Source organism: uncultured Campylobacter sp. (assembly GCF_938017615.1).
Lineage (GTDB): Bacteria > Campylobacterota > Campylobacteria > Campylobacterales > Campylobacteraceae > Campylobacter_B.
On the sequence record NZ_CALIJA010000203.1, the window covers coordinates 1 to 25378 of the forward strand.

Annotated in this window: 21 protein-coding genes, 1 tRNA gene and 2 pseudogenes; 19 read left to right on the forward strand and 5 right to left on the reverse strand. The window is 47.5% G+C overall.

The window, feature by feature from the left end; genetic code table 11:
* Positions 1–39: 39 nt before the first annotated feature.
* The 9 genes and pseudogenes from Q0620_RS10180 to trxB all read left to right on the forward strand — a co-directional run.
* Positions 40–741, forward strand: a pseudogene (locus Q0620_RS10180) (SAM-dependent methyltransferase); the annotation flags it as partial.
* A 35-nt stretch (positions 742–776) separates the two neighbouring features.
* Positions 777–1478 carry a 23S rRNA (guanosine(2251)-2'-O)-methyltransferase RlmB gene (gene rlmB / locus Q0620_RS10185; RefSeq protein WP_298784996.1) on the forward strand — a complete coding sequence of 234 codons (702 nt, stop codon included), beginning with the start codon at positions 777–779 and terminating at the stop codon, positions 1476–1478.
* On the forward strand, positions 1450–2469 hold the full coding sequence (locus tag Q0620_RS10190) for a hypothetical protein (RefSeq protein WP_298784998.1): 1020 nt from the start codon (positions 1450–1452) through the stop codon (positions 2467–2469). The genes rlmB and Q0620_RS10190 overlap by 29 nt, the downstream gene beginning before the upstream one ends.
* A gap of 117 nt (positions 2470–2586) precedes the next feature.
* On the forward strand, positions 2587–2724 hold the full coding sequence (locus Q0620_RS10195; RefSeq protein WP_298785000.1) for a hypothetical protein: 138 nt from the start codon (positions 2587–2589) through the stop codon (positions 2722–2724).
* Positions 2725–2963: 239 nt separating this feature from the next.
* Positions 2964–4169 carry an LL-diaminopimelate aminotransferase gene (locus tag Q0620_RS10200; RefSeq protein ID WP_298785002.1) on the forward strand — a complete coding sequence of 402 codons (1206 nt, stop codon included), beginning with the start codon at positions 2964–2966 and terminating at the stop codon, positions 4167–4169.
* Positions 4169–5437 carry a homoserine dehydrogenase gene (locus Q0620_RS10205; protein ID WP_298785004.1) on the forward strand — a complete coding sequence of 423 codons (1269 nt, stop codon included), beginning with the start codon at positions 4169–4171 and terminating at the stop codon, positions 5435–5437. Before Q0620_RS10200 ends, Q0620_RS10205 begins: the two co-directional genes overlap by 1 nt.
* Before the next feature lies 1 nt (position 5438).
* Positions 5439–5782 (forward strand): annotated as a pseudogene (locus Q0620_RS10210) (YraN family protein).
* A 59-nt stretch (positions 5783–5841) separates the two neighbouring features.
* Complete coding sequence (trxA, locus tag Q0620_RS10215) at positions 5842–6156, forward strand: thioredoxin (protein ID WP_297881795.1); 315 nt, start codon at positions 5842–5844, stop codon at positions 6154–6156.
* 110 nt (positions 6157–6266) lie between these two features.
* Positions 6267–7211, forward strand: a complete 945-nt coding sequence (trxB, locus tag Q0620_RS10220; protein ID WP_298785006.1) for a thioredoxin-disulfide reductase — start codon at positions 6267–6269, stop codon at positions 7209–7211.
* 220 nt (positions 7212–7431) lie between these two features.
* Here trxB and Q0620_RS10225 read toward each other — a convergent pair whose 3' ends face one another.
* From Q0620_RS10225 to Q0620_RS10245, 5 genes are all read right to left on the reverse strand, one after another.
* Positions 7432–8211: a hypothetical protein gene (locus Q0620_RS10225; RefSeq protein WP_298785008.1), complete on the reverse strand. Its 780-nt coding sequence runs from the start codon at positions 8209–8211 to the stop codon at positions 7432–7434.
* 141 nt (positions 8212–8352) lie between these two features.
* Positions 8353–8450: transfer RNA gene (locus Q0620_RS10230), tRNA-Sec, on the reverse strand.
* A 28-nt stretch (positions 8451–8478) separates the two neighbouring features.
* Positions 8479–11289, reverse strand: coding sequence for an MMPL family transporter (locus tag Q0620_RS10235; protein WP_298785010.1), 2811 nt, complete (start codon positions 11287–11289; stop codon positions 8479–8481).
* Between the two features lie 25 nt (positions 11290–11314).
* Positions 11315–11899, reverse strand: coding sequence for an ABC transporter substrate-binding protein (locus Q0620_RS10240; RefSeq protein WP_298785012.1), 585 nt, complete (start codon positions 11897–11899; stop codon positions 11315–11317).
* A 2-nt stretch (positions 11900–11901) separates the two neighbouring features.
* Positions 11902–12621 (reverse strand): VacJ family lipoprotein, encoded by a 720-nt coding sequence (locus Q0620_RS10245; RefSeq protein ID WP_298785014.1) that lies wholly within the window; start codon positions 12619–12621, stop codon positions 11902–11904.
* A 184-nt stretch (positions 12622–12805) separates the two neighbouring features.
* On the opposite strand from Q0620_RS10245, the gene Q0620_RS10250 reads away from it, so the two are divergent.
* The 10 genes from Q0620_RS10250 (at position 12806) to carA (ending at position 25339) form a co-directional block, all read left to right on the forward strand.
* Positions 12806–13594 carry a TOBE domain-containing protein gene (locus Q0620_RS10250; protein WP_298785016.1) on the forward strand — a complete coding sequence of 263 codons (789 nt, stop codon included), beginning with the start codon at positions 12806–12808 and terminating at the stop codon, positions 13592–13594.
* A gap of 101 nt (positions 13595–13695) precedes the next feature.
* Positions 13696–14463, forward strand: coding sequence for a molybdate ABC transporter substrate-binding protein (modA, locus tag Q0620_RS10255; protein WP_298785018.1), 768 nt, complete (start codon positions 13696–13698; stop codon positions 14461–14463).
* Positions 14463–14855 (forward strand): hypothetical protein, encoded by a 393-nt coding sequence (locus tag Q0620_RS10260; RefSeq protein ID WP_298785019.1) that lies wholly within the window; start codon positions 14463–14465, stop codon positions 14853–14855. Before modA ends, Q0620_RS10260 begins: the two co-directional genes overlap by 1 nt.
* Positions 14842–15690 (forward strand): ATP-binding cassette domain-containing protein, encoded by an 849-nt coding sequence (locus Q0620_RS10265; protein WP_298785021.1) that lies wholly within the window; start codon positions 14842–14844, stop codon positions 15688–15690. Before Q0620_RS10260 ends, Q0620_RS10265 begins: the two co-directional genes overlap by 14 nt.
* Positions 15691–16680: 990 nt before the next feature.
* Entirely contained in the window at positions 16681–17370 is a 690-nt protein-coding gene (modB, locus tag Q0620_RS10270) for a molybdate ABC transporter permease subunit (protein ID WP_297962615.1), read from the forward strand.
* Between the two features lie 51 nt (positions 17371–17421).
* The gene (locus Q0620_RS10275; protein ID WP_298785024.1) at positions 17422–21489 is read left to right on the forward strand and encodes a diguanylate cyclase; all 4068 of its coding nucleotides are present in this window, start codon (positions 17422–17424) and stop codon (positions 21487–21489) included.
* Positions 21486–22349 carry an ATP phosphoribosyltransferase regulatory subunit gene (locus tag Q0620_RS10280; RefSeq protein ID WP_298785026.1) on the forward strand — a complete coding sequence of 288 codons (864 nt, stop codon included), beginning with the start codon at positions 21486–21488 and terminating at the stop codon, positions 22347–22349. Before Q0620_RS10275 ends, Q0620_RS10280 begins: the two co-directional genes overlap by 4 nt.
* On the forward strand, positions 22346–23596 hold the full coding sequence (locus Q0620_RS10285; protein WP_298785027.1) for an adenylosuccinate synthase: 1251 nt from the start codon (positions 22346–22348) through the stop codon (positions 23594–23596). The genes Q0620_RS10280 and Q0620_RS10285 overlap by 4 nt, the downstream gene beginning before the upstream one ends.
* Before the next feature lie 73 nt (positions 23597–23669).
* Positions 23670–24221 (forward strand): DUF507 family protein, encoded by a 552-nt coding sequence (locus tag Q0620_RS10290; RefSeq protein WP_297905539.1) that lies wholly within the window; start codon positions 23670–23672, stop codon positions 24219–24221.
* The gene (carA, locus tag Q0620_RS10295; RefSeq protein WP_298785028.1) at positions 24221–25339 is read left to right on the forward strand and encodes a glutamine-hydrolyzing carbamoyl-phosphate synthase small subunit; all 1119 of its coding nucleotides are present in this window, start codon (positions 24221–24223) and stop codon (positions 25337–25339) included. The genes Q0620_RS10290 and carA overlap by 1 nt, the downstream gene beginning before the upstream one ends.
* The last annotated feature ends 39 nt before the right edge of the window (positions 25340–25378 follow it).

Genomic DNA, 25378 nt, shown 5'->3' on the forward strand with positions numbered 1-25378 from the left:
TGCGAAATCCTAATCTGCTAGGATACGAGGGTTTCAAAAAAACTTCTAAACCTATTATCCGATAAATTTAAAATCTCATTTAAAATTTCACAGTTTTACTCGCTGCACACGCACAACGAAGCGGAGTTTTTCGCGGGCTTTGATTCGTCGCTTCTGCGCGAAAAAGCTTGCGCATACGTAAGCGACGCCGGCATGCCCTGCATCAGCGATCCGGGAATTGCGCTCGTAAAATTTGCGCAACGAAGTGGCGTGCCTTACGAGGTGCTTAGCGGCGCAAACGCTCTGCTGCTCGCAGCCGCCGCAAGCGGACTAGTGGAGAAAGAATTTAGCTTTTTAGGCTTTTTAAATAATGACGGCACGCAGCGCAAAGCTCAGATCCTAAATTTAATGCAAAGCCCCTATCCATGCGTACTTTATGAATCCCCAAAGCGCGTGATAAAGCTAATAGAGCAGATCGTGGGCATCGACGCGCGGCGCAAAATTTTTGCGATTAAGGAAGCTACGAAAAAGTTTGAAACAAAATTTTTAGGTAGCGCCGCAGAAGTTTTGCTGAGCTTAAACGGCGCAAATTTAAACGGCGAATGGTGCGTCGTGATTGACGGCGCGGGCGAGAAAAGCTTTGAAAAAATCACACAAGAAGATATTCTCTCGCTTGAGATCGCGCCGAAAATAAAAGCGAAACTGCTCTCAAAAATCAGCGGCGAACCCGCCAAAGAAATATATAAAAATTTGATACGCTAAGTCATATTTTAACCGTTTTTCGCTAAAATCCCAAAATGATTATTTACGGCAAGCAGCTGTTTTTGCACCTTTTAAACCGGCATCCGCAGAAATTTATCCGCATCATCCTTGCTAAGGAGTGCGAGAAAGAAATTTTTAAAAAGATCGCCGCGACCGGCGTAAAGATCGAGCGTGCCGATGCGAAAAAAGCTCAAGCCCTCGCTCGCGGCGGCAATCATCAAGGCTTTTTGGCCGAGGTGGAGGAGTTTAGCTTCGGCGATCTTGCTAGCGTCAAAGACGATAAATTCGTACCGATCCTTTATGGGCTTACCGACGTCGGAAACATCGGTGCGATAATGCGTAGCGCCTATGCTTTGGGCGTGGACAGCGTGATCGTCGTCGCAAATAATCTAAATATGGCGGGCGTAGTGCGCGCAAGCTCGGGCGCGGCGTATGAGCTAAACATCGTTAAGGTCGCAGACGGGCTTAGCGTGCTAAATGAGCTTAAACAAAGCGGCTTTGAAATTTATGCCGCGAGTGCGGACGGGACGAACTTTAAGGAGTTAAAGCTCGGCGCGAAAAGCGCACTCGTAATGGGGAACGAAGAAGAGGGGATACCTGCTAGGGCGCTTAAAAAATGCGACTGCGCGGTATCAATAAAGATGCGCGAAGGCTGGGACTCGCTTAACGTAAGCGCGGCATTTGCGATACTATGCGATGGAATTTTAAATGGAAGAAATAGAAGAGAAGTTAAATAATACGGACGAGCAGGCGGAACAAATCGAGAAGCCGGAGCAAACACAGCAGCCAAAAAGCAGCGATCTAGATAAATTAAAATCTATGGATCTGATAGAGATAGCGCGTACGACGCGCATCGACGCACAAAATTTAGAATATATCATCAACAAAGACTTCGAAAAACTTGCAAATTTTAACGTGAAGGGCTACATTAAAATTTTAGAGCGTGAGTTCGGGCTGGATCTATCGGACTGGCTTAGCGAGTTTGAGGTCGCGAAGGAGAGCTTTGCGCCCGTTAAAAAGGCTAAAGTCGAGCAGGTCTATGGTCAAAGGGTCAGCCCTAACAAAAGCGGCGGCGGTTGGCTTTTATGGCTGCTTGCAATGGTATTAATCATAGGTGCAATCTTTTATTTCGGACTTTATAAAAGCTTCGGCGAATTTTTGGGCTCGCTTTTATGGGAACAAAACAAAACCACCTATTCTGACGCTCCGATTGTAAATAATACTCAAAAAAAGCTTGAAAACATCGGTATCGACGTCGTTTCACACAACGCTACAGATGAAAAATTCGCACTAAAGTCAGATGCCAATGCAGCCGCTGCTGTGGATGAAAATTTAAGCTCGCTAAACGCGCTGGACCGCTCTATCAGGATCGAGCGCGCGAGTGCCAAAACGGAGGAAAATTCCACCGACGAAAACGCCACGCAAAACAAACCCGCGCCGAGCAAAGATATCGTGCTTAGCCCGCGCGGTAAGATGTGGATAGGCATTATCGATCTAAAAAGTGGCAAGAAGCGCGAGATGGTCATAAATTCCCCTTACGTCGTCGCTTCGCAAGGAGATGAGGAGCTGCTAATCTCTACCGGTCACGGGATGTTTGAGCTCGGTAAAGCCGATGGCAACGTAACTTTCAGCGAAAGAAACACTCAAAAATTTCACGTTAAAGATGGCAATATCACTAAAATTTCAGCCGATGAGTTTCTGCGCCTAAACAAGGGCAAGAAGTGGTAAAGCTCTCGCTCGTAGGGCTTTTACCGCCACCGAGAGTAAAATTTTGGCTTTCTGCGGCGAGTGCGACCTAAATTAAACCTAGGAGCGTAAATTTAAAGAGTTTTAAAATGCGCTGCCTTGGATAAAATTTCAAGTGGTGTATATAAAATTTTAAGCGGTGCGGGCACTTGCGGTAGAGCGCTAAATTTAAGAGGCGTCGTCCACGGCGCCGTGCAAAACGGAAGCTTTGATTGTTATCGTTTTGATCGGACGTAAATTTAAACAGCGCCGCAAAGTGTCGCGACGCGATAAATTTAAACGATCAACGCCTCTGCGCCCCTGCGGTTTTAAAATTTTAGCGAGGTAAAAGTTTAAATTGCCCGAGCAATATAAAAAGCGCCGCCGCATCGACGCTAAGGCTTGAAATTTTGCCTACGTGCGCACGCACAGATCGCGCGTTAAGGCGCTAAATTTTAAATAAAGCTTGAAAATTACTTTAAGATAAGAGGTTTGAGATGTTTGACGAAATTCGTTTTTCAAAAATCGAGCGTTTGCCCAATTACGTTTTTGCCGAGGTCAATGCCATAAAAATGGCGGCGCGCAGAGCCGGCGAAGATATAATCGATTTTTCGATGGGCAATCCCGACGGCAGGACGCCGCAGCATATAATCGACAAGCTTTGCGAAAGCGCGCAAAAGGACAAGACGCACGGCTACTCCGTAAGCCAGGGCATCTACAAGCTGCGACTTGCCTGCGCGAATTGGTACAAGCGTAAATATGGCGTGATCTTGGATCCTGAAAGCGAGATCGTCGCCGTGATGGGCTCTAAAGAGGGCTTCGTGCATTTAACTAGCGCGATCGTAAATCCGGGCGATGTCGCAGTGGTGCCCGATCCTGCGTATCCGATACATACTCAAGCTTTCATCATCGCGGGCGGCAACGTCGTTAAAATCCCGCTTGCCTATGATGAGAATTTAAATTTTAACGAGAATAAATTTTTCATCGATCTGCAAAAAACCTTCGACGAGAGCATTCCGCGCCCAAAATACGTCGTCGTAAATTTCCCGCACAACCCCACCACCGTCGTCGTGCAAAAGAGCTTTTACGAGCGGCTCGTGGCAATGGCGCGGCAGGAGCGGTTTTATATTATCAGCGATATCGCTTACGCAGAGATCGCTTTTGATGATTACAAAACGCCGTCCATTTTTGAGGTTCAGGGTGCGAAGGATGTCGCAGTCGAGGCGTACACGCTCTCTAAAAGCTACAATATGGCGGGCTGGCGCGTGGGTTTTGTTAGCGGTAACAAAAAGCTCGTCGCCGCGCTTAAAAAGATCAAATCTTGGTTTGATTACGGTATGTTTACGCCGATACAAGTAGCCGCCACGATCGCGCTGGACGGGCCGCAAGAGTGCGTAGAGGAGATCCGCGCGAGCTATGAGAAGCGTAGGAATTTTTTGATCGATGCTTTTGCGGACGCGGGCTGGGTGATCGCTAAACCTAGCGCGTCGATGTTTGCGTGGGCGAAATTGCCGCCAGCGGCGGCTCATCTAAGAAGCATGGAGTTTTCCAAGCAGCTTCTTACCAAGGCGCGCGTCGCCGTAAGTCCCGGCGTGGGCTTTGGCGCGGCGGGAGACGATTATGTACGGATCGCTTTTATCGAAAACGAAAACAGGATCCGCCAGGCCGCTAGAAATATAAAAAAATATTTGAAAGAGATTTGATGAAGGTAGCGATTTTAGGCGTCGGCACCGTAGGTAGCGAAGTTGCAAACATTTTGATCAAAAACAAAGACATCATCCTTGCGCGCGCGGGCGTTAGCATAGAGCCCGTAATCGGGCTCGTGCGCGATACGAGCAAAAAAAGAGGCGTGCAAATTCCGCTTAGCAGCGACGTGCAAAGTATCATCGAGCGCGATGACATCGACGTTTTTGTAGAGCTTATGGGCGGGGTAGAAAAACCCTATGAGATCGTAAGTGAAATTTTAAAGCGCAAAAAGGCGGTCGTCACCGCAAATAAGGCGCTTTTGGCTTATCATCGCTACAAGCTCCAGGCTTTGGCGGGCGATACGCCTTTTGGCTTTGAGGCGAGCGTAGCGGGCGGAATTCCGATCATCAAAACCCTGCGCGAGGGACTAAGCGCCAATCGTATCGAAAAAATAATCGGCATCGTAAACGGCACGAGCAACTTCATCCTTACGAATATGATGCAAAAAAATGAGAAATTTGAGGACGCGCTAAAGCGAGCTCAAGAGCTCGGATACGCCGAAGCCGATCCTAGCTTCGACATCGGCGGATTCGACGCGGCGCACAAGCTTTTGATTTTAGCTAGCATCGCATACGGCGTGCACGGAGATCCGGAAGATATCCTAATCGAGGGGATCGAGGAGATCACGCAGGAGGATATATATTTCGCGCGCGAATTTGATTTCATAATCAAGCTGCTTGCGGTGGCTAAGCGCGCGTGCGACAACAAAGTCGAGCTGCGCGTCCATCCTGCGCTCATTTCAAAGGATCAAATGCTCTCAAAAGTCGATGGCGTAATGAACGGCGTGAGCATCTACGGAGACTGCGTCGGCGAGAGTATGTATTACGGCCCTGGCGCGGGCGGAAGCGCTACGGCAAGCGCGGTTATAAGCGATCTCATCGACATCGCGCGCGATAACAAAAACCCGATGCTCGGCTATAAAATTTTGCCTAGTGAAAATTTTATGCAAATTCTGCCAAGCGAGCAGATCCGCACGAAGTATTATTTCAGGCTACGCGTGCGCGATGAGAAGGGCGTGCTTGCGAAGCTTACGAACATTATGAGTTTAAACGATCTTTCGATCGACAGCTTTTTGCAAAAGCCGAAGCTCAAAACGGACGAGGAAGTGACGCTGTTTTTCACGACGCATACATGCTGCGAGAAGGACATAAAGCGCGCTATAAGCGTGATTAGCGGCGAAAATTTCATCACGCAAAAGCCTTTTATGATCAGGATAGAAAGTTAGCTTGAGCTTAAAAGAATATCTTTTCGGCTTTGCCTGCGAGGACCGTGCGGCGGAATTTTTACGCGGCGAAGGGTTTGAAATTTTAAAGCGAAATTTCCGCTGCCGCTTCGGCGAGATCGACATCGTCGCGCGCAAAGACGGGATTTTGCACTTCGTAGAAGTAAAGTAAAGGCCACGAGCGGCGATTATGACGCCGCAGAGCGCGTGACGGGCGCTAAGATGGCTAAAATTTTAAAGGCGGCGGAATTTTATCTGATGAGCTGCGATACGGACGAGCCGTGGCAGATCGACGTCGTGGAAGTTTATCCAAAGCAGATAAAATTTATCGCCAACATATCTTTTTAAATTAGAATTTTTAAGATAATGAACTATAATCCGCGGAATTTTAACACAAGGAGAACATTATGGGAAAGTATATAGAGCTTACTTCGGAGAATTTCGACGTTATTAAAGAGGGTGTCGCGCTAGTCGATTTTTGGGCACCTTGGTGCGGGCCGTGCCGTATGATCGCCCCGATCATCGAGGAGCTTGCGAACGATTACGAGGGCAAGGCTAAAATTTGCAAAGTAAATACCGACGAAGCGCAGGATCTTGCGGTGCAATTCGGCGTCCGCTCGATCCCTACGATTCTATTTTTCAAAGACGGCGAGCTAAAAGCTCAGCTCATCGGCGCGCAATCTAAGCAGATCATAGCCGACAAACTAAACTCGCTTCTGTAAATTTCAAAAGGGCGGCTTTCGCCCTTTCTTCTTCCACTCATCGTTTTATTAACTAAATTCGTAAATTTAACGCTCGCGACTTTACTTAATAAAATAATTAAGGAGAAAAAATGTTAGATTTAGCAATTATCGGCGGCGGTCCTGCGGGGCTAGCGGCGGGGCTTTATGCTACAAGAGGCGGTTTAAAGGACGTCGTGATGTTTGAGATGGGGATGCCCGGCGGGCAGATCACTTCAAGCTCCGAGATGGAAAACTACCCCGGCGTCGCCGCAGTAACCGACGGGATGAGCTTTATGGCGCCTTGGCAGGAGCAGTGCTTCCGCTTTGGCTTAAAGCATGAGATGGTGCGCGTGCTGCGCGTCGCAAAAGACGGCGACGGAAATTTTACGATCTATCTCGAGGGCGATCAAACACGACGCGCGCGTGCCGTTATCGTCGCTACGGGCTCTACTCCGCGCCGCGCGGGGATCGAGGGCGAGGATGAGTTTTTCGGTCGCGGCGTCAGTACCTGCGCGACCTGCGACGGGTTTTTTTACAAGGGCAAAGAGGTTGCCGTCCTCGGCGGCGGCGATACTGCGCTAGAAGAAGCGCTGTATCTAGCCAAAATCTGCTCCAAAGTCTATCTGATCCACCGCAGGGATGAATTTCGCGCTGCGCCTTCGACCGTGCAAAAGGTGCGCGAAAGTGAGAATATCGAGCTCATCACAAACGCGCTCGTAGAACAGATCAAGGGCGATGCAAGCGGCGTAACGGGCGTCGTAGTCAAAGACAAAACAAGCGGCGCCGCGCGCGAACTGCAGCTGCCTGGGATCTTCGTATTCGTGGGGCTTGACGTGCGAAACGAGGTGCTAAAAGACGAAAGCGGTAAGTTCATCTGCGATGTCACGCCCGGCGGGCAGGTCGCGGTAAATTTAAAGATGCAAACAAGCGTACACGGGCTATTTGCAGCGGGCGATATGAGGCAGGATGCGCCTAAGCAGGTCGTTTGCGCGGCAGGTGACGGCGCGGTTGCTGCACTTAGCGCGATCGCGTATCTACAAGGATACGATAAATAAACCTATCTTCGGAGCAAAATTTCACGGCGCGGCATGCGAAATTGCTTCCGCCGCGCTTTTTAAATTTAAAAGCCCGCGTCAAATTTGAATGAAATAATGAAATTTTGACGCAAGGCGGCTCAAATTTAAAATTTCGTCAAATTGAGCCGCAAAATAATGCTATCGTCTTTTGCGGAAACGCTTCCGAGCCGAAACGTCTTTTAAAAATTCAGATAAAATTTTATTGTCTTTCGTAGAAAGTTGCAAGGGCGTCTTCCGCCGTTTTTCTATTATTAAATGCCGATCTTATCTTAATAACATCATCAATTATATCTTTAGTCACTATAAATTTATCCGATAAACTTACGCTCTTATCGGCATTCACGATAAAATTTAATTCGATCGCAGCCTGTGGCGGCAGCTCTGCTGCCCTTCCAAGCTGTAGCCTTATTTGGCTAGGCGTTAGCTGCGAATAATAAGCGACGTCTTCTAATGAATCAATAATATTACTCATATAAATCGCAGAAGTTTTTGGTTCACCATCCTTTAGTATTTCATCTTTTAATTTATCGTCGCAATCAACTGGCTTTTTTTGAAATGAGTAATCTATTTTGCCTCTGTCTTTGAGCTCCTCTTGAAATTTCGTCTCATTTATTTTGCAATGTTCATTTGCCAATTTAAGTAAACGCTGTTGTTTATCATCAGATTTATCTTTATAGAAAAGCACGGCACCTCTTAAAGACGTGTTTAGCATAGCCTCTTTATATTTTTTGTTAAAGGCATCTACATCGACCTTTACTTTCTCCATATCCACGTCGCAGACCATCTTAACCGTCTTTAATCCGCCGTTTTCCTCTTTGCTCCACGTGATATTTTTGCAGATTTTCGAACCCTCGATCGCCGTACCGATATTCATCGATTTGAAATCCGGCAGGGTGTAGTTTTTCACAAGCCCCACATCGTCATCGCCGCATCCTGCAAAAATAAATGCCGCAAGCGCAGCACCTAACGTATATTTCATCTTCGCTCCTTTGAGATAAATTTTAAAAATAGTGCTACCCCCTCCCCGCTTAAACATGTATAAATTTAGAGCTGAAATTTGAGATAAATTTAGGGAGCGTTAGAGATCGAGAATGCAAAAGTGAAATTTAATGAAAGAATTTGGCGAGAGAGGGAGGGAATCGAACCCCCCGGAAAACGGTCAACCGCCCTCCTATCGGATTTGAAGTCCGCAGACGCCACCAGGTCGCCATCCTCTCCAAACGGCACAATTATAGCGAGATAAAATTTATTTAGCTTTAAAGAGGCTAAATTTTAAGCCCTTTCGGCTCATTATTAGCGATGGCAGGATTATGAGCGCGCCCAAAAGCAGCAGGCTCATTACCAGACATATTAACATCCCGAAGTAGATCGTAGGCCAGAAATTGCTCATCATCATCACGCTGAATCCCAAAATGATCGCAAACGACGTATAATACATCGCGTATCCGATACTTGCGTGGCTCGCGCGGATTGCCGCGGCCTCGTCGCCCAGGCGCGCAAACTCGCGCTTGTAGCGATAGATATAGTGGATGACATCGTCCACGCCGATACCGATGCTAATCGCCGCTATCGTAATACTCATGATATCCAGCGGAATGCCTGCAACCCCCATGATGCCGAAGCAGGCGCAAAGAGGGATTAAATTTACGACGATCGCGATAAGCGCGTATGAAAACGAGCGAAAGATGATCACGAAAAGCACGAAAAGCACGAGCACGGTGATACCCAGGGTGTCTATCTGTGAGCTCATCAGGCTTTGAAGCATATTGTTATAAAGCACCATTATGCCGCTGATCTGCGCGCTTGCCTGCTCGCCCTCGAGCAAAGAATTTAGCCCGCTTTGCAGATCTTTTAGGAATTTTGCTCTGCGTAAGCGCGGATCGCTGTCTATCGTGCGGACGCTAAAGTGCGCCTCGTTCGCTTCGATATTCACAAAGGGCGAAAGCACCATCTCGCGGTAGTTTGCCGGCATTTCAGAGTAGATTAGAGCAAGGCTTAGATCGTCCAGATCGCGCCCCTGATTAATCTGCTTGCCGAGCTTTAAAAGCGATGCAAGTGAGCTTACGTTGCCGATAAACTCATGCCCCGTGACGTTTTTGTCCTTCAAAAAATCGTCTATCTTGCCGATGATACGCATCTTTTCGGAGGTGAACCAATACTGCGGCTTGTTTTCGTTGGCGGCGTATTCGGCTTCGAAATCGCCAAAATCGTCGCTCGCGGTGGAATTCTGCTCTAAATTTGCGGCGTGGGTTTGATCCGAATTTGCGGCTTCATTTGATTGTGCTGCCGCGACGGAGCTTTGCACGATAAAATTTTGATCATTTAAATTTTGCGCCGCGGCAACGGAACTTTGCGTCGTGGAATTTTCTGCAATAGAATTTTGCGTTGTGGCGGTAGAATTCTGAGCGACGGAATTCCGCACGATAAAATTTTGCCCTACGGGATTGGAATTTTCGCCGCTCTTAGAATTCGCGCTGCCGCTCGCGGAATTTTTACTCTCGCTAGCGGCGGGATCTGCGCTGCTCACACTTTTAAATTTAACGACGATATCAAGCGGGATTGTTCCTCCGAGATTTGTGTCTATGACTTCCATACCTGCGCGGATGTCGGTGCTTTTTTTGAAGTAGCCGATGAAGCTATTTTCGACGCGCAACTGCGAGATGCCGTACAGCCCAAAGATCACCGCTGCAGCGCATACGCCATAGACCGCGCCTCTGCTACGCAGTGCCGTTTCCGCGCACCAAAGCGTAAATTTAAAGTGCTGCTCGAAGCTACGATTATTGTGCGTGCGCCTTAGAAGCGACATAACCGCGCCGAATACTCCAAATGCCGTAACTAGCGAGATACTGATGCCTACGCTCATCATAATTCCCAGAGAAATTACGGGTTTTATATCGCAAAAAATTAGCGACATAAAACCGATAACGGTAGTAAAGATTGCGAAAAAGCAGGGCATTGCGCGCTCGCGCAGCACTGCGTAAACGAGCTGGCGCTGCGAAAATGCGTGAAAGCGCGCGCTAAACTCGCGGTAGGCGACGATTAGGTGGATACAGACCGAAACCGTTATGATGAGTTGAAGCGCTATGAAATTTGAGCTAATGACCGTGACCTCAAAGCTCAAAAATCCGAATAATCCCGCTGCGAGCACGACCGAATACGCGCAGATGATGAGTGGCAGCAGGATAAATTTTGCCTGTCTAAAAAAGAGCCAAAAGCAAGCTAGCAGAAGCACCAAGGCGCCGAGTCCGTAGGTCGCCAGATCCGAGCGGACGTAGCCTACCATATCGTCTGCGATCATATTTAATCCGCCCAAAAATAGCCGATCGCCCGCAAATTCCTTCTCAAAGCCCGCGATCAGCGCGCGCAAAGCCACAATGTCGCGGTGATCCTTTTCGCGCAGCTCGTCGCGGTAGGATTTGAAATTTTGCTCCGCAACTTTAAGCGCGTCTTTAAGCTGTGAAATTTGGGCCCCCGAGCGGTTGCCCTCGTGCTCTGCTTGCTCTAGAGCGCTTTTAGCCCCGTCTCTTAGGTGTAAAAGCTCCTCGTAGCGGATCTGCGGCTTTAAATTTATTAAAATTGCGGTAGTGCGAAAATCGGCGCTTACTAAATTTGACGCGTAAAAGGGGCTTGTGGCAAACTCGCGCCTAGCCGCGGTTAAATTTACGTCCGCGTCGGTAAGAGTGGGTATGTGCTTAAGCAGCTCGCTCATACCGCCACCTTTGTTTAGCAAAAGCGGCACATTCGTGATGTCCGTGACGCTAGCGACGAAATCCAGCTTGGAAAAAGCTGCGTCCATCTGCGCTATTTTGCGGATCGTCTCGGGCGCTAAAAGATCGCCCGCGGGAGTGTATGCAAGCACCAAGAAATTCGGCGTTTCGTAGCGTTTGGATACTTCGCGCCAAATTTGAAGGTCTTTGTCATTATCTAGTAGAAGCGTCTGGCTCGAAGCGTCGATCTCGAGCTTTGTGGAGTAATATCCGAAAAAGAGCGCCAGCGCGGTAAACAGCGCGAGCGTGATTTTCGGAAACGCGACGATTAGGCGAAAAATTTTTTTCAAATACCGCTCTTTTAGGCGCGCTGTGCTATTCGCCGCTATTGATGACGGTGGAATTTAGCCGCTTTATGAGCTCGTCAAAGCCCAAGCTTTGCGTTACGTCGCCTAGCTGCGAGCGGTAGGTTTGAATTAGGCTGACGCCCACGATATCGACGTCGTAGATACGCCAATCAGAGCCGTTAGGATAAAATTTAAAATCTATGTCGTAATTTTTCTGCTCGCCGATGACCTGCGTTTTTAGCACGCGGCGCTTATCGCTCGGGCTTTGTTTGCTTAGCACCTTCATATCCTGATCGGTATAAAGCGAAAGTTTTTCGATAAAGGAGCGCTTAAGATGCGCTTCGAAAGCTTTGTTAAATTCCTCGATCTGCGCGGGGCTAAGGCTAGCGTAATGCTTGGCAAGGGAGAGCTTTGCCATCATCTTGTAATCGAAGTAGCCGTCAAAAAGCGCAAAGATTTTCGCGGGCTTTGCGTCTTTGGGCGCGCTGCTTCGCATAATATTTACGGCCTCGGCGACCTTTTGGCTCATCACCGGCTCGATATCCGCATCGCTAATAGCGTGCGCCGAAATCAAAAGCGCTCCGCAAAGCGCTAGAACTTTTAAAATTTTCATTTTCATTCCTTTATTAGTTTCTCGCGATTTTGCTCGTAAGCATCGCGTAAAAATGGATATAGATCCACTGCATCTTTGGTCATTTTTTCATAAAATTTCGGATCGCGCGAGTAATCGTTAAATATTCTAAATCCATTGACGGAGTTTCGAACGGTGCCATCTTTAATATAGTTTATCGGATTTGAAAAATAATCTCCGACAAGCCCCGCTGTATCGCGCAGATTGCTTTGCCCCAAAATCGGCCAGACGATGTGAGAACCTGCCGGCACGCCCCAATATCCGAGCGTTTGCCCGAAATCCTCGTCGTGGCGCGGAATTCCGTAGTATTTGCCTGCCATATCATTAAGCCCGCCGAAGCCGACGGTCGAATTGATCAAAAATCGCTTCGTCTCGTCCCAAGAATTTTCAAATTTACCCTGCAATAGGTTGTTTACGAGCCTCATCGGATATAAAATATTATAGAAAAAATTTGAAAACGCGCCCTGGATCGGATCGGGCATTACGTAATCGTAGCCGCTGGCTACAGGGGTTAATATGTATGAGTAAAATACGTCGTTGAAGCTCGTCATAACGCGGTTATAGCCGCTAAGCGGATCGAAAACCTCGCGCTTGGCAAACTCCTCGTCAAAACCATCCGTATCGCTAGGCGCTACGTCTTGCTTTTGCGAGCAACCGCAAAGTGCCAATGCCGCGGCTAAGAATATAATTTTTATAAATTTCAAATTGTGACCCTTCTTTATAAATCAAAGTGGCGATTTTACAAGTTTAAAGAAATTTTGTCAATAAGGGTAAAATTTCATATAGAATTTCCCTCTTTATATCGCAGAATAAAGCCTGCAGCTCTTTAAGAAATATATCAGAGGATATATTATAAAATCACGTGAAAGTAAATAAGAAAGGATGAAAATGGACGCAAAATTTGCTTTGGAATTTCTGCTTGGCAACGAAGCATCGCTTCTAGCCAAGCACATTAAGCTGCTTAAGGCCGTAGATGAGACTAAAAGTATTACAAAGGCCGCAGAGATCGTAGGAGTGTCGTATAAAAACGGCTGGGACGCGCTAAATTTAATCAACAACGCGAGCAAAAAACCTCTCATCGTTCGCACTCAAGGCACCAAGAAAAATAGCGGCTCCGAGCTTACCCCTTACGCTCACAAGCTGATTCGCGCTTATGATGCTATCAGCCACGCGGGCGAGACGTTTTTGAGTGAAATTTTAAAGCTTGACGAGATCACCGAAGAGAGCCTTCTAAGCTTAGAGAAGATCGGTATGAAGCTTTCTGCGCGCAATCAGCTAAGTGTTGAGATTACGGATGTTCAAACAGGCGCTGTAAATTCTCAAATCACGGCTAAACTCGCAGGTGGCGAAATTTTATGCGCGACGGTAACCGTAGAGAGCGAAAAGAATTTAGGGCTGAAGGCTGGCAAGGACGTGCTGTTTTTATTCAAAGCTCCAAGCGTCATCATCGCTAAAGGAAGCTCGGAGAAGCTAAAACTTAGCACGACGAATCAAATCAAAGGCACGATTAGCGAGGTCAAAATCGGCGCAGTAAACGCAGAGATCTGTCTAGGCACGAGCTCGCATCAAAACATCACCGCGATCATCACGCGAGAATCTGCCACCGCGATGGCTCTAGGAGTAGGAGATGAAGTAACGGCGATCATCGAGCCTAGCGAGATCATTATTGGCGCGTAATAGGGTGAAATTGGGTGCACAAAATTTTAAAATTTAAGGCGTAAATTTAAAATTTTAGATACAATTCAATTCTCGGCGAGAGCCGAAACGAAAGGCATAAAATGAAGTTGAAAGCAGTGCTTTTAGGAATTTTAACCGCAGGCGCGCTTAGCGCGGGAGAGGTCAGCGTAGCAGCCGCTGCGAACACGACGTATGCGTTTGACGAGATCAAGGCGGAATTTGCCAAGCTGCATCCGCAAACTACGCTAAACGTGAGCTTGGGCGCCAGCGGTGCGCTTAGCACGCAGATCAAAAACGGCGCGCCGTTTGATATTTTTATGGCGGCGGATATGAAATTTGCAGACGATCTGCATAAAGAGGGCTTTGCGATGGCGCCTGCCAAAACCTACGCAAAGGGTAAGGTGGCGATGTTTAGCGTGCGCGGCGTAGATCTTAGCAAGGGGCTTGAAATTTTAAAAGACCCTAGCGTTAAAACGATTTCGATAGCAAATCCAAAGACCGCTCCTTACGGCACCGCAAGCGTACAGGCCTTCCAAAAAGCGGGAGTTTACGATGAGATCAAAGGTAAAATCGTAGAAGCAAAATCGATCGGCGAGGCTCTTTCGCAAGCGCTTAAAGCTTCCGACGTCGGCTTTATCGCGGCCAGCGCGATGTATGCGCCTAAGATGGTGAAGGACGGCTGCAACGACAAGCCTTGCAAGCAGGGCGAAAATTTCGTTTTGGTCGATACCAAGCTCTACGAGCCGATAGCTCAAGGCATGGTCGTGCTAAACCGCGCCAAAGACAATGCCGAAGCCAAGGCATTTTATGATTTTATCCTAAGCGATAAGGGCAGGGCGATCTTTGCTAAATACGGATACGAGTTTTAATGATTAGAGCGAGAATCAACGAAATTTTACAAAAAGACGACATCCATTCTGTAGGATTTATCGCGGGCGGCATCAAGCTGCGTGGCGTATTTCTGCAGCTAAGTAGCGAGCTTAAGGTGGGCAATGAAGTTTACGTGGGCTTTAAAAGCACCGATGTGCTTTTATCTCGCGAAGCCCTAAGTGGTGTATCTAGCGAAAATGAAATTCACGGCAAGATTACGAGCCTAAGCTTGGGTGAAATTTTATGTACGCTCAGGTTTGAAGGCAAGATAAGCTTTGATGTGCTCATTAGCGCGCATTCTGCGCAGGAGCTTGCTTTACGCGAGGGCGACGAGGTTTTCGCATACATTAGCGCCACTGCGATATATATAGAAAAATATGATAACGATTGATTGTAAGAAAAAAATCAGTGATGATTTCTCGATTGATGCTCGCTTAGAGATTAACAAAGGCTCGTTTGTGTGCCTATATGGGCGCAGCGGTAGCGGTAAGACTACACTGCTGCGCATTTTAGCGGGATTTTTGCGCGCAGATAGCGGTAGCATAAAAGACGGCGATCGCGTGCTACAAGAAGGCAATGAATTCTTAAGTGCGGGCAAGCGCAGGATCGGCTTTTTGTTTCAAGACTACGCACTTTTTGAGAATATGAGCGTGACAGGCAATCTGCTTTTTGCCAGAAACGATCCGCAAAAAGCCGCAATGCTGCTTGAAATTTTAGAGCTTAGTGAGTTTGTGAAATCCGGCGTAGAGGGTCTTAGCGGCGGACAGAAGCAGCGCGTAGCACTTGCTCGCGCACTGATGCAAGAGCCTGAAATTTTGCTACTTGACGAGCCGCTTTCGGCGCTTGATTTTACGATGCGCGAAAAAATCCAAGAGTATTTGCTAAAGATCCACGAGCAGTTTCATCAGACCGTGATTTTGGTAAGCCACGATGTGAGTGAGATTTATAGGCTTTGCAAGCGGGTTTATGAGATGAAGGACGGCAGGATCGTCCGCACCGGTACGCCGGAGGAAATTTTCCTTAAAACTAGCGGCTCGCAGAAGTTTTCTTTCGCGGGCAAGATTGTCGATTTGCAAGCACGCGACGGGGTCAAAGTGGCTGTCGTAGCGATCGGCAGCCAGCTGTGCGAAGTGGTGCTAAGCAATGCAGAAGCCGATGGCTTGCAAGTAGGCGATGAGGTCAAAGCTGGCGCCAAAGCCTTTAATATCACTCTGCATAAAATTTAAACTTGCAGGCAGGCTTTGGCGCGCCTGGGTGAGAAATTTCAACTAGATTAGAGATTTAAATGTAGACTCTTATGGAATTTTACGTGGAATTTAGACGAGGAATTTTGCGAAATTTTATCTAAATTTGCCCGCAAAATACGGTGAGATTTTAAAATTTCATTCGCATCGCGCTTAGATTGTTCAGAAATGCAAAAATTTAAACGCAGGCTAGAGTAAAACCGCAATGCAAGACTAGATAGCGTGGGGAAATTAAGCTTAAATTTTAGATTTTGCGCAGACAGGCGCCGTTAAATTCCTTCTTTGAATTTATTAATTGGCGTGGTGGGTTTATTTTTAAATTTGGCGGCTTTTAGCTTACTTTTTTGGCAGGAGTTGCGCGAATTCTATCATGCGATCTTGGTAAAAATTTAATGTAAAGCTTCGCGCAAATTTAAAATTTTCAGATTTAGAATTTTACCTGGATTTTGTGGCTTTGAAATTTTAAAAGCTCTAACAGCTTGAAGCTTGCGTGCTAAACTCGCTTAATAAGAGCTGTGGCAAAATTTCATTAACCGGGTCTTTTGGGTTTATGCGAAATTTTAATTTCGTCTTGTCAGGCTCAATGTAATTCCACTAAGTTGTTCAGAGAATGCCGTTTGGCTATATCTTGCGTGAAATTTGCGCTCAGATAAATCCCGCCCGTTCAAGTGTTAAAGCTAAGCTAAGCTTTTTGAAATTTAGCTCAGCAAAATTCGTGACCTTAAAAATTTGCCAGCTTAGTAGAGTTTAAATGCCTGACGGAATTTGCACGCTTGAAGGAATTTATTAGCCAAGCACTTTTATAAATTCCGCTCGCTTTAGCTTGCGCGAAATTTTTAAAATTTCATTTTGCAAGGCCTTATGACTATGAGGTTTGCGCAAATTCTATCTAGCTTTGCCTCTAAATTTTAAAGTAGGGCTAGGCTTTTAAGATTTTATAGTTTGGGCCCAGCGGCTCGGCTCGGAGGATAAATGTTTGAAATTCTAAAGGGGCTCGATTACACGCCGTTTCTCGTTTCATTAAAGCTTGCCAGCTTGACGACGCTCGCGTTGTTTATCATCTGCGTGCCGCTCGCGTTTTTTATGGCGAGAAAAAATTTCCGCGGCAAAAGCGTGATCGAATCGATCATCTCGCTTCCGCTGGTGCTGCCGCCCTCGGTGCTAGGCTTTTACCTACTCGTTTTTTTATCGCCGTATTCGGTGCTAGGGGAGTTTTTTGACAAACACTTCGGACTTCGGCTCGTATTTAATTTCAGCGGGCTCGTGATCGCGAGCTGTATCTACTCGCTACCGTTTATGTTTTCGCCGCTGGTTTCGGGTTTTCGTTCGCTTCCGCGCTCGCTTTTTTGGGCGTGCGATTCGCTCGGCAAGGGCTATTTTTCCAAGCTTTTTCGCGTCGCGTTACCCGCGATACGCCACTCCCTGCTTAGCGCCTTGGTGATCTGCTTTGCGCACACGATGGGCGAGTTCGGCGTCGTGCTGATGATCGGCGGCAGCGTGAGCGAACAGACCAAGGTCGCTTCCATCGCGATCTATGAAGCGACCGAGACGCTCGATTTTGCGCAGGCTCACGCGTATTCGGCGCTGATGCTACTCTTTAGCTTCGCGGTGCTTTTGATTATGCATTTTTTGGGCGCAAAAGGCGCAAAAATACAAGCTTAAATCGGCTTTAAAACGAAATTTGCTAAAATCCCGCAAAATTTGGAATTTGGCATGAAAAACAAAAAAGACTTCGTTACCGAAAGATTTAACGCCGCCTTGATTCTAGGCGCTGCGCTGCTTACGCTTGTAGTAGTTTGCGAGATTAGCTTTTTGCGCACTAGGATCGCTACGCAGCTTGATTTGCGGACGCGCACGGCGATTACTTTACTTAAAAATACCGACGAGTCGCTTTTTAGCGAGCTTGAAATTCTAAAAGAAAATATCATTTCTTTAGACGCAAGGCACGAAGCTGCACAAAGCGAGCTTTATGCGGATTTGATCCGCAACATCGTAAAATCTTCTCATAGATTTGACGCTATTTTTTATCTGCGCGCCCGCGGCGCGGAGCAGGATAGCTTAGCACATTTTTCATCGGATGCGCGCATTTCGGATCTTGGCGAGATACGGCTTTCGGATATTGCAAGCGAGCTAAAAAAAGATGAATGGGTATCGCGCTATATGATGATGGATGGAGCGTGGCGGTATTTTTTAATCAAGCGCGTAAACGCTGATTCATATCTGCTAGGTTTTGCCAACACCGCTAGGCCGATTGCCAGGCTCTCTTCGCTGGGAGATATTTTGGTCTTTAACGCCGAAGGCAAATTCTTTAACGCTCCTGGCAGCGTAACCGATATATTAGGGCAGGATTTTGATTTTTCGCGCCTAGGCGAAGTGGTAAGCTTTGAAGACGAATCTGGGCTAAGCTTTGCATATCTTGCGAAATTTGGGGATAATTTCGTAATGGCTCGCGAACGAGCCGGCTATTTTTTGGGCGCGGACGATTTTATCGTCGTAGCGCTAGCAGCAGCGATTTTAGCTTATTTAATCCTTCTAATTTCAAATTTTACGTTTTTAAAAAAGCGCGTTTTTATTCCGCTTACAGCAGTTCAAAACGCGCTGCGCCAAGGGGATTATCACTCCAAAATCCGCGATATAGAAGCGCTAAATCCGCTGAACTCTGTCTTAGAAATTTCTAAATCCATAGACGAGGTCTTGAAGTCTAATCTGCGCCACGGAGATTTTAGCCTCAGCTTTAAAGATGCGCTAAAATACAGCTCTCTTTCGGTGCTTAGCATCGATAACGTCGCAGGCACGATCGAAAGCGCTAGCAACGGCGCACGCGAGCTTTACGGCGATGATGTCGTAGGACGGAATATATTCGCGCTGCAAGCAGGCTCGTTTTACGATCACGCCTATCAAACCCAGCGCGCAAACTATGTCAAAGAAAACTATGTCGTAACCCGCCAAGAGACCAAAAATGGCGTCAAAGATCTTTATGTTAAAAAATCTTATATCCGTGACGGAAGTAAAATTTCAACCCTTTTTGTGGTGCTCGATGCGTCAAAATATCGCAGATTTTACGATGAAACTAAGCAAAAATACGAGTATTTAAATCACGCGCCTATTGTTACACTCGTGTTTGACTACACTTCGGGCAAGATCGTAGATGCTAGCAAAAATATAAAAGAGCTTTGGGGTTACGAAGCGGCGCAGTTTTTAAGCGGCGAGATAAGGCTATGGGATTTGCTGGATGAAAAGGACGCGAATGAGGCTAAAAACGAAATTTTAAACCGCTTAGCCGATATGCCTTCAGAAGAGCTAAGCTTTTCTCAAAGCTATAAAATTCGCCACAATGACAATATCCGCTATAGCTACGAAGTGAGCATCTATGTCAAAAAGTCCGCCGCCAGGGCTGCGTTTTATTTTCAAAATATTGATGACGATGTTAAGGCGATCCGCGGCTTGCAGGAGGATTTGGACTTTTACCGCACCGTAATCGAGACTAGGAATTTTTGCACCTGCTTAATCGATCTTGACGCGCAGACGCTGTCGTTTGATAAAAATTACTTTAAAATTTTAAAATATCGCGGCAAAAGGCTAAACACTGCGATGAGCTTTGGGGAGTTTAGTTATGAAATTTACTTCGCGGATTTAGAGAATTTCAATAAAATGATCCGCGAATGCACCGCCGGGCTTAGGAGCGATTTTAGCTGCGAATTTCGTCTGCGAAACGCCGCTAATGCCTATACTTGGATCAGTATGCAAGGCTACGTCACCGAAAAGCACGGCTCTCGCTCTCGCCTTGTAAAAACTACACTCGAAGATATCAGCTCGCGAAAACAAACGGAGCTAGAGCTAAATTTAAACGCCAACGTCTTTTCGCGCTCGCTAGAGGCGATCTTAATCACAGATGAGAGCGGTCGCGTGCTGCGCGCTAATAACGCCTTTTATGAAATCACCGGCTATAGCGAAAGCCAAACTATCGGCAAAATTCCAAATTTCTTCGCTCCTACGGAGGGCGGGGCAGACGTGATGGAGAGGATTAGAAAAAATCTCGTCGGCAAACAAACCTCTTACAAAGATGAAATTTACGGACTAAAAAGGGGCGGCGGCACCTTTCCTGCGCTATTTACGGCAATTGCGATAAAGGATGATTTTTCGCTTACCTCAAATTTCATCTTGATGTTTACCGAAATTTCGCAGATAAAGCAAAAAGAGAGCGAACTAGCCAAGATCGCCCATCACGATGCGCTTACGGGGCTTCCGAACAGAGTGTATTTTATGAAGGCTGCGCAGAGATTTACGGCAAGCTCGGGCGAAAATTCCAAGCTTATGGCGGTGCTTTTCATCGATTTTGACGGCTTTAAGGCGATCAACGACACCTACGGGCACGAGGTCGGCGATATGTTTTTGCAGGCTATCTCAAAGGCGATGAGTGGGCTACTGCGTAAAGGCGATATCTTGGCGCGCTTAGGCGGCGATGAGTTCGGCGCCATCATCGGCGATCTGCAAAGCAAGGATTCCGCGCATGTGCTATTAGATCGTCTGCTTGGAATTTCAAAGATGAAATTTAACCTCAAAGGCAACGAAATTAGCGCAAGCATCAGCGTTGGCGCAGCGTTTTACGACGGCAGCGAAAAGATCGATTTTCCAGGACTTTTATCGCGCGCGGATAGAGCGATGTATCGCGCTAAAACGAGCGGCAAAAACCGCTACTGCATCTTTGAGCGCGCCGAAGCAGATGAATCTAGCGAGGAAGGGATTGCTGCGGCGATCGAAGAGGGGGAGTTTTTCGTGCTCTATCAGCCGATCATTAGCGGAGCGCAGATTTACGGATATGAGCTGCTTTTACGCTGGGATCGCGGAAAGCACGGAATTCTTGCCCCGCAGGATTTCGCGCAGATATTAAGCGAGCCGCGATTTGAGTTGCCGATCTCAAAATTTGCGTTTTCAAAGATGATGGAATTTAACGCTCAAACGGGCGCAAACTGCTCGATAAACGTAAGTCTAGCCGTGCTTACAAACGACGAATTTTACGATTTCGTAGCTCACAGCTTGCGAGACAGAGCTAATGCAAAAGGCGAGTTGATGTTTGAGATAACCGATTTTAGCGAGCGAAATTTTAAGGAATTCGCCCCTGCGCGTGGGCGTTATGCAGATCTTGGGGTTAAATTTGCTCTTAATAGTGCAAATAAAAGCAATATCCCATTCCTGAATGCCCAGCCTTTCGATGTCGTTAAAATCGACCGCGAGCTCTGCCTTGACATAGGCAAGAAAAAAAATGCTATCCGAACGATGGTGGAGATCACAGGCAAGCTAAAGCGGGAGTTTGGATTTGCTCTGGGTGCTCAAGGGGTCGAAAACGCGCTGTCGCTGCGGCTCTTAAACAATTTGAAATTTAACTATCTGCAGGGAAATTTTATCGCAAAAGCGCTGGATCGCAAAGAGATAGACGCTTTCATCGCGCGATTTAAAGATACGCCCAAGCTCGCAGCCATCGACAAAGATGAGTTTATCAGCTTCTTAAACGCGCTTGATTATAAGGATTTGGCGCTAAACTTCATCGCGCGCGGTCAAACAGGCGAGCTTAGTCCGGGAGAGTTTGAAGGCTTTAGAGCAAAATTCGGCGAAATTTTAAACAAAACTCAAAGCGCAGGGAGCGAAAAATTTGCGCTAAATACAGAAATACGTAAGCAAATTTTAGATATTCTTTCGCTTGATTACCGCGTTTTGGCAAGCTTCATTCAGAGCTTTAAAACGCGACTGGATCAGTTCATAAGCGATTTGGAGGCAGCATGATAGATAGCGTTAGCGCCGATTTCGATCACGAGATACCAAACGGCTCGAGGCTGTATTTCGGAAAGAGCGCGCAGCTCAAGCGCGAGCTGGAAAATAAAGCGAGCGAAATCCTCGTTAAAAACGGCTTTAGCGAAATTTTAACGCCATATTTTTCATATCATCAGCACCTAAGCGTCGCGCCGCAAAAGCTTCTAAAGCTCTCCGATCCCACGAACCACGAGCTTGCGCTTCGCGCAGACAGCACCGTGGACGTCGTGCGCATCGTGCGCAAACGGCTGAAAGACGATAAGCTAAGGAGGCTATTTTATGTGCAGCCTACTTTCAAATACCCAAGCGACGAGTTTTATCAGATCGGCGCGGAGCTGATCGGGGAGAAAAATTTGCCCCTTGCGATTAAAATCGCGCAGGAATTTTTTAAAGAATTTGATCTTGTGCCCGCGCTTCAGCTAAGCAATATCGAAATTCCGAAAAAAATCTGCGAAATTTTAAACCTGCCGCTTGAAATTTTTGAAAAGGGCAAGATTGAGACGCTGCTTGAGCAAAATTTGCCTTGGCTGGATGCTACGGCTCGCGCTACGTCGCTAAAGGACGTGCAGGCTCTGCGCGCGCAGGTGCCTGAAGAGCTAAAGCCGTGTTTGGATGAAATTTTAAATTTAGGCGTAGATTACGAGCGTATCCGCGTTTCGCTGCTGTATTACTCCAAAATGCGTTATTACGACGCGCTATTTTTTAGATTTTTAGATGCGGGCGCGGTGTATTGCAACGGCGGAAATTACGAGATAGACGGGCTAAAATCCAGCGGCTTTGCGCTGCTAGTGGATGCTTTGATAGAAAAAATTATGCAAAAGGATGAGAAATGAGCAAAGTTGACGTAGTCATCGGCGCCCAATGGGGCGATGAGGGCAAGGGCAAGATCGTAGATATGATAAGCGCGAATTACGATTTCGTATGCCGCAGCAGCGGCGGGCACAACGCGGGCCACACCATCGTCATAAACGGCGAGAAATTTGCGCTGCATCTGGTGCCTAGCGGCGTGCTTCATAAAAATATCATCAACATCATCGGAAACGGCGTCGTTATCAACCCCGACGTGCTGATTACGGAGATGGCGCAGTTTGAAAATTTAAAGGGCAGATTTTTCATAAGCGAGAAGGCGTTTTTAAATTTACAGCATCACTCGCTGATCGATCAGGCGCGCGAAAAGAGTAAGGGCGAGCTCGCGATCGGCACTACCGGCAAGGGCATAGGGCCTGCGTATGCCGATAAGATCGCGCGCACGGGACACCGCGTAGCGGAGCTTTTGGAGCCCGAAAGGCTCGCCGAGGCGCTATCGCGCGATTTTGCTTCGCATGAGAGCGTTTTTGAAAAAGCGGGGGTTAAAATTCCTAGCAAGATTGAAATTTACGAGGAGCTAAAGCGCTATAAAAGCGCGCTCGAGCCATACATCGCTGATACCACGCACATGCTGTGGAAGGCGCTTGATTACGACAAGCGCGTGCTCGTAGAGGGTGCGCAAGGAAGCCTGCTTGATATCGATCACGGCACCTATCCTTACGTCACGAGCTCGACTACTATCGCGGGTGGGGCTTGCAGCGGGCTCGGGCTCGCGCCGAAAGATATCGGCATGGTGATGGGAATTTTAAAAGCCTACACCACCCGCGTGGGCAACGGCGCGTTTCCTACCGAGGATAAGGGTCCGCAAGGCGAGGCGATGCGCGAAATCGGCAAAGAGTACGGCACCACGACGGGCAGGGCGCGCCGCTGCGGCTGGTTCGACGGAGTGGCTACGAAATACGCCGTGCGCCTTAGCGGCATCGACAAGCTCGCGCTTATGAAGCTTGACGTCTTAGACGGCTTTGAGAGCATTAAAATTTGCCGCGCATATCGATACAAGGGGGAGGAGATCGATTATTTCCCGATCGATTTGGAAGCTGCCGAGCCGGTTTATGAGCAGATGCCTGGCTGGGGTAGTGTCAAAGGAATTTCAAAATTTGAGGATCTGCCGCAAAACGCGCAAAATTATATCCGCAAAATAGAGGAGCTAAGCGGCGCGAAGGTGGGCTTCATCTCCACCAGTCCCGAAAGAAGCGACACGATAATTTTATAAATCGGGCAAAATTTTAATTTTACCCGTTGCGGGCGGCGCGACCGCTCATAGAACTGAATTTAAAGGAACGATCATGCGAATACGACTACCACACGTGCCATATATCGCGCATAAAATAGCGCTGGATCTGCTAAACTCTGGCTGCGTTACGCTCGGTGCGGGCATAGAGCCCGTCGCCAAGGAAGCGGACGAGATCATAAGGGCCGATCTACAAAAAGAAAGAGCGATAGACGAGCGCGCAAACGAGCTGATAGATGAGCGCATAAGCGAGCTTGACGAGATGAGCGTGAATAAAAAAGATATGTTTTGGCTCATCAAACGCCACATCGCAAACGACGAGAATTTCGAGCTAAATTTTGAGGATCGCTACGGCACCATATCGCATAAAATTTTAGAAACCGTTTGGAAGAAAAATTTGATCGATTACAAAGTCTCCGAAAACAGGCTAAAGACGATAATTTATAACGCGATCGACGAATATCTTAAAAATTATCAAAAGATTGAGGATGCGGTCTATGAAAAGATCGATGGCTACAAGCAAAAATTGATCCCGGGTACCGAAGAATACGAGCTTGTGTTCGAAAAGCTCTACGAAGAGGAGCTAAGAAAACGGGGCATGCTGTAATGAACGCGTATATCTATATAGAAAACGGCATCTACCTGCAAGCCAAGGCGTTCGGCAAGGGCGGTAGCGCATTCGGCGAGCTCGTGTTTAACACCTCCGCCACCGGCTACGAGGAGATCATCTCCGATCCGAGCTATGCGGGGCAGTTTATTATTTTCACTATGCCTGAAATCGGCATCGTAGGCATCAACGAAAACGATAAGGAAAGCTCCAAAATCCACGCAAGCGGAATTTTCGTAAGAAATTTTAACAACGAGCCTTCAAATTTCCGCTCGCAGATGAGCTTGGAGGATTATTTTCTGCAAAACGGAAAATTCGGCGTTTACGACATCGACACTAGATTTTTAACCAAAATGCTGCGCGACGAGGGCAGCCTGCGCGCCTTCGTTTCGACGCAGATCAGCGATAAGGCGGCTCTTAAAAAGGCGCTTAGCGAGTCTGCGCGCATAGAGGAGATCAACTATGTAAGCATCGTAAGCACGAAGGCGCCGTATAAGCACACATCGGGTCGCTGGGATGCCGAGCGCGGAAGCTACTCCCAGCCCGCAAGTTGCGGCAAAAAGATAGCCGTGATCGATTACGGCGTCAAGCGAAACATCCTAAATGAGCTTTGCGATCTAGGTCTCGGCGTCGAGGTTTTCCCGCACGACGTTAAAGCGGAGAGCCTGATTGCTAAGCTTAAAGAGGGGCAGATCGACGGCGTGTTTTTATCAAACGGCCCGGGCGAGCCGCGCATGCTTAAAGAGGAGATCGCGCAGATCAAAAAGATGGTCGAAGCGCGCGTGCCGATTTTTGGAATTTGCCTGGGTCATCAGCTGCTAAGCAACGCGATGGGATATGAGACCTACAAGCTGAAATTTGGCCAGCACGGCGCAAATCACCCCGTGCAAAACCTGCGCACCAAATCGATCGAGATCACCGCGCAAAACCACAACTACAACGTCCCAGAAACGATCGCGCAGATCTGTGAGATCACGCACCGAAATCTTTTCGACGGCACGATCGAGGGCGTGCACTACAAAGACTATCCCGTATTTTCGGTGCAGCATCACCCCGAAGCCAGCGCGGGGCCTACCGAGAGCAAATATATCTTCAAAGAATTTCTTGAAATTTTATGATTTTGAAATTTTGCCTGCATTAAATTTTACCGCGGCCCT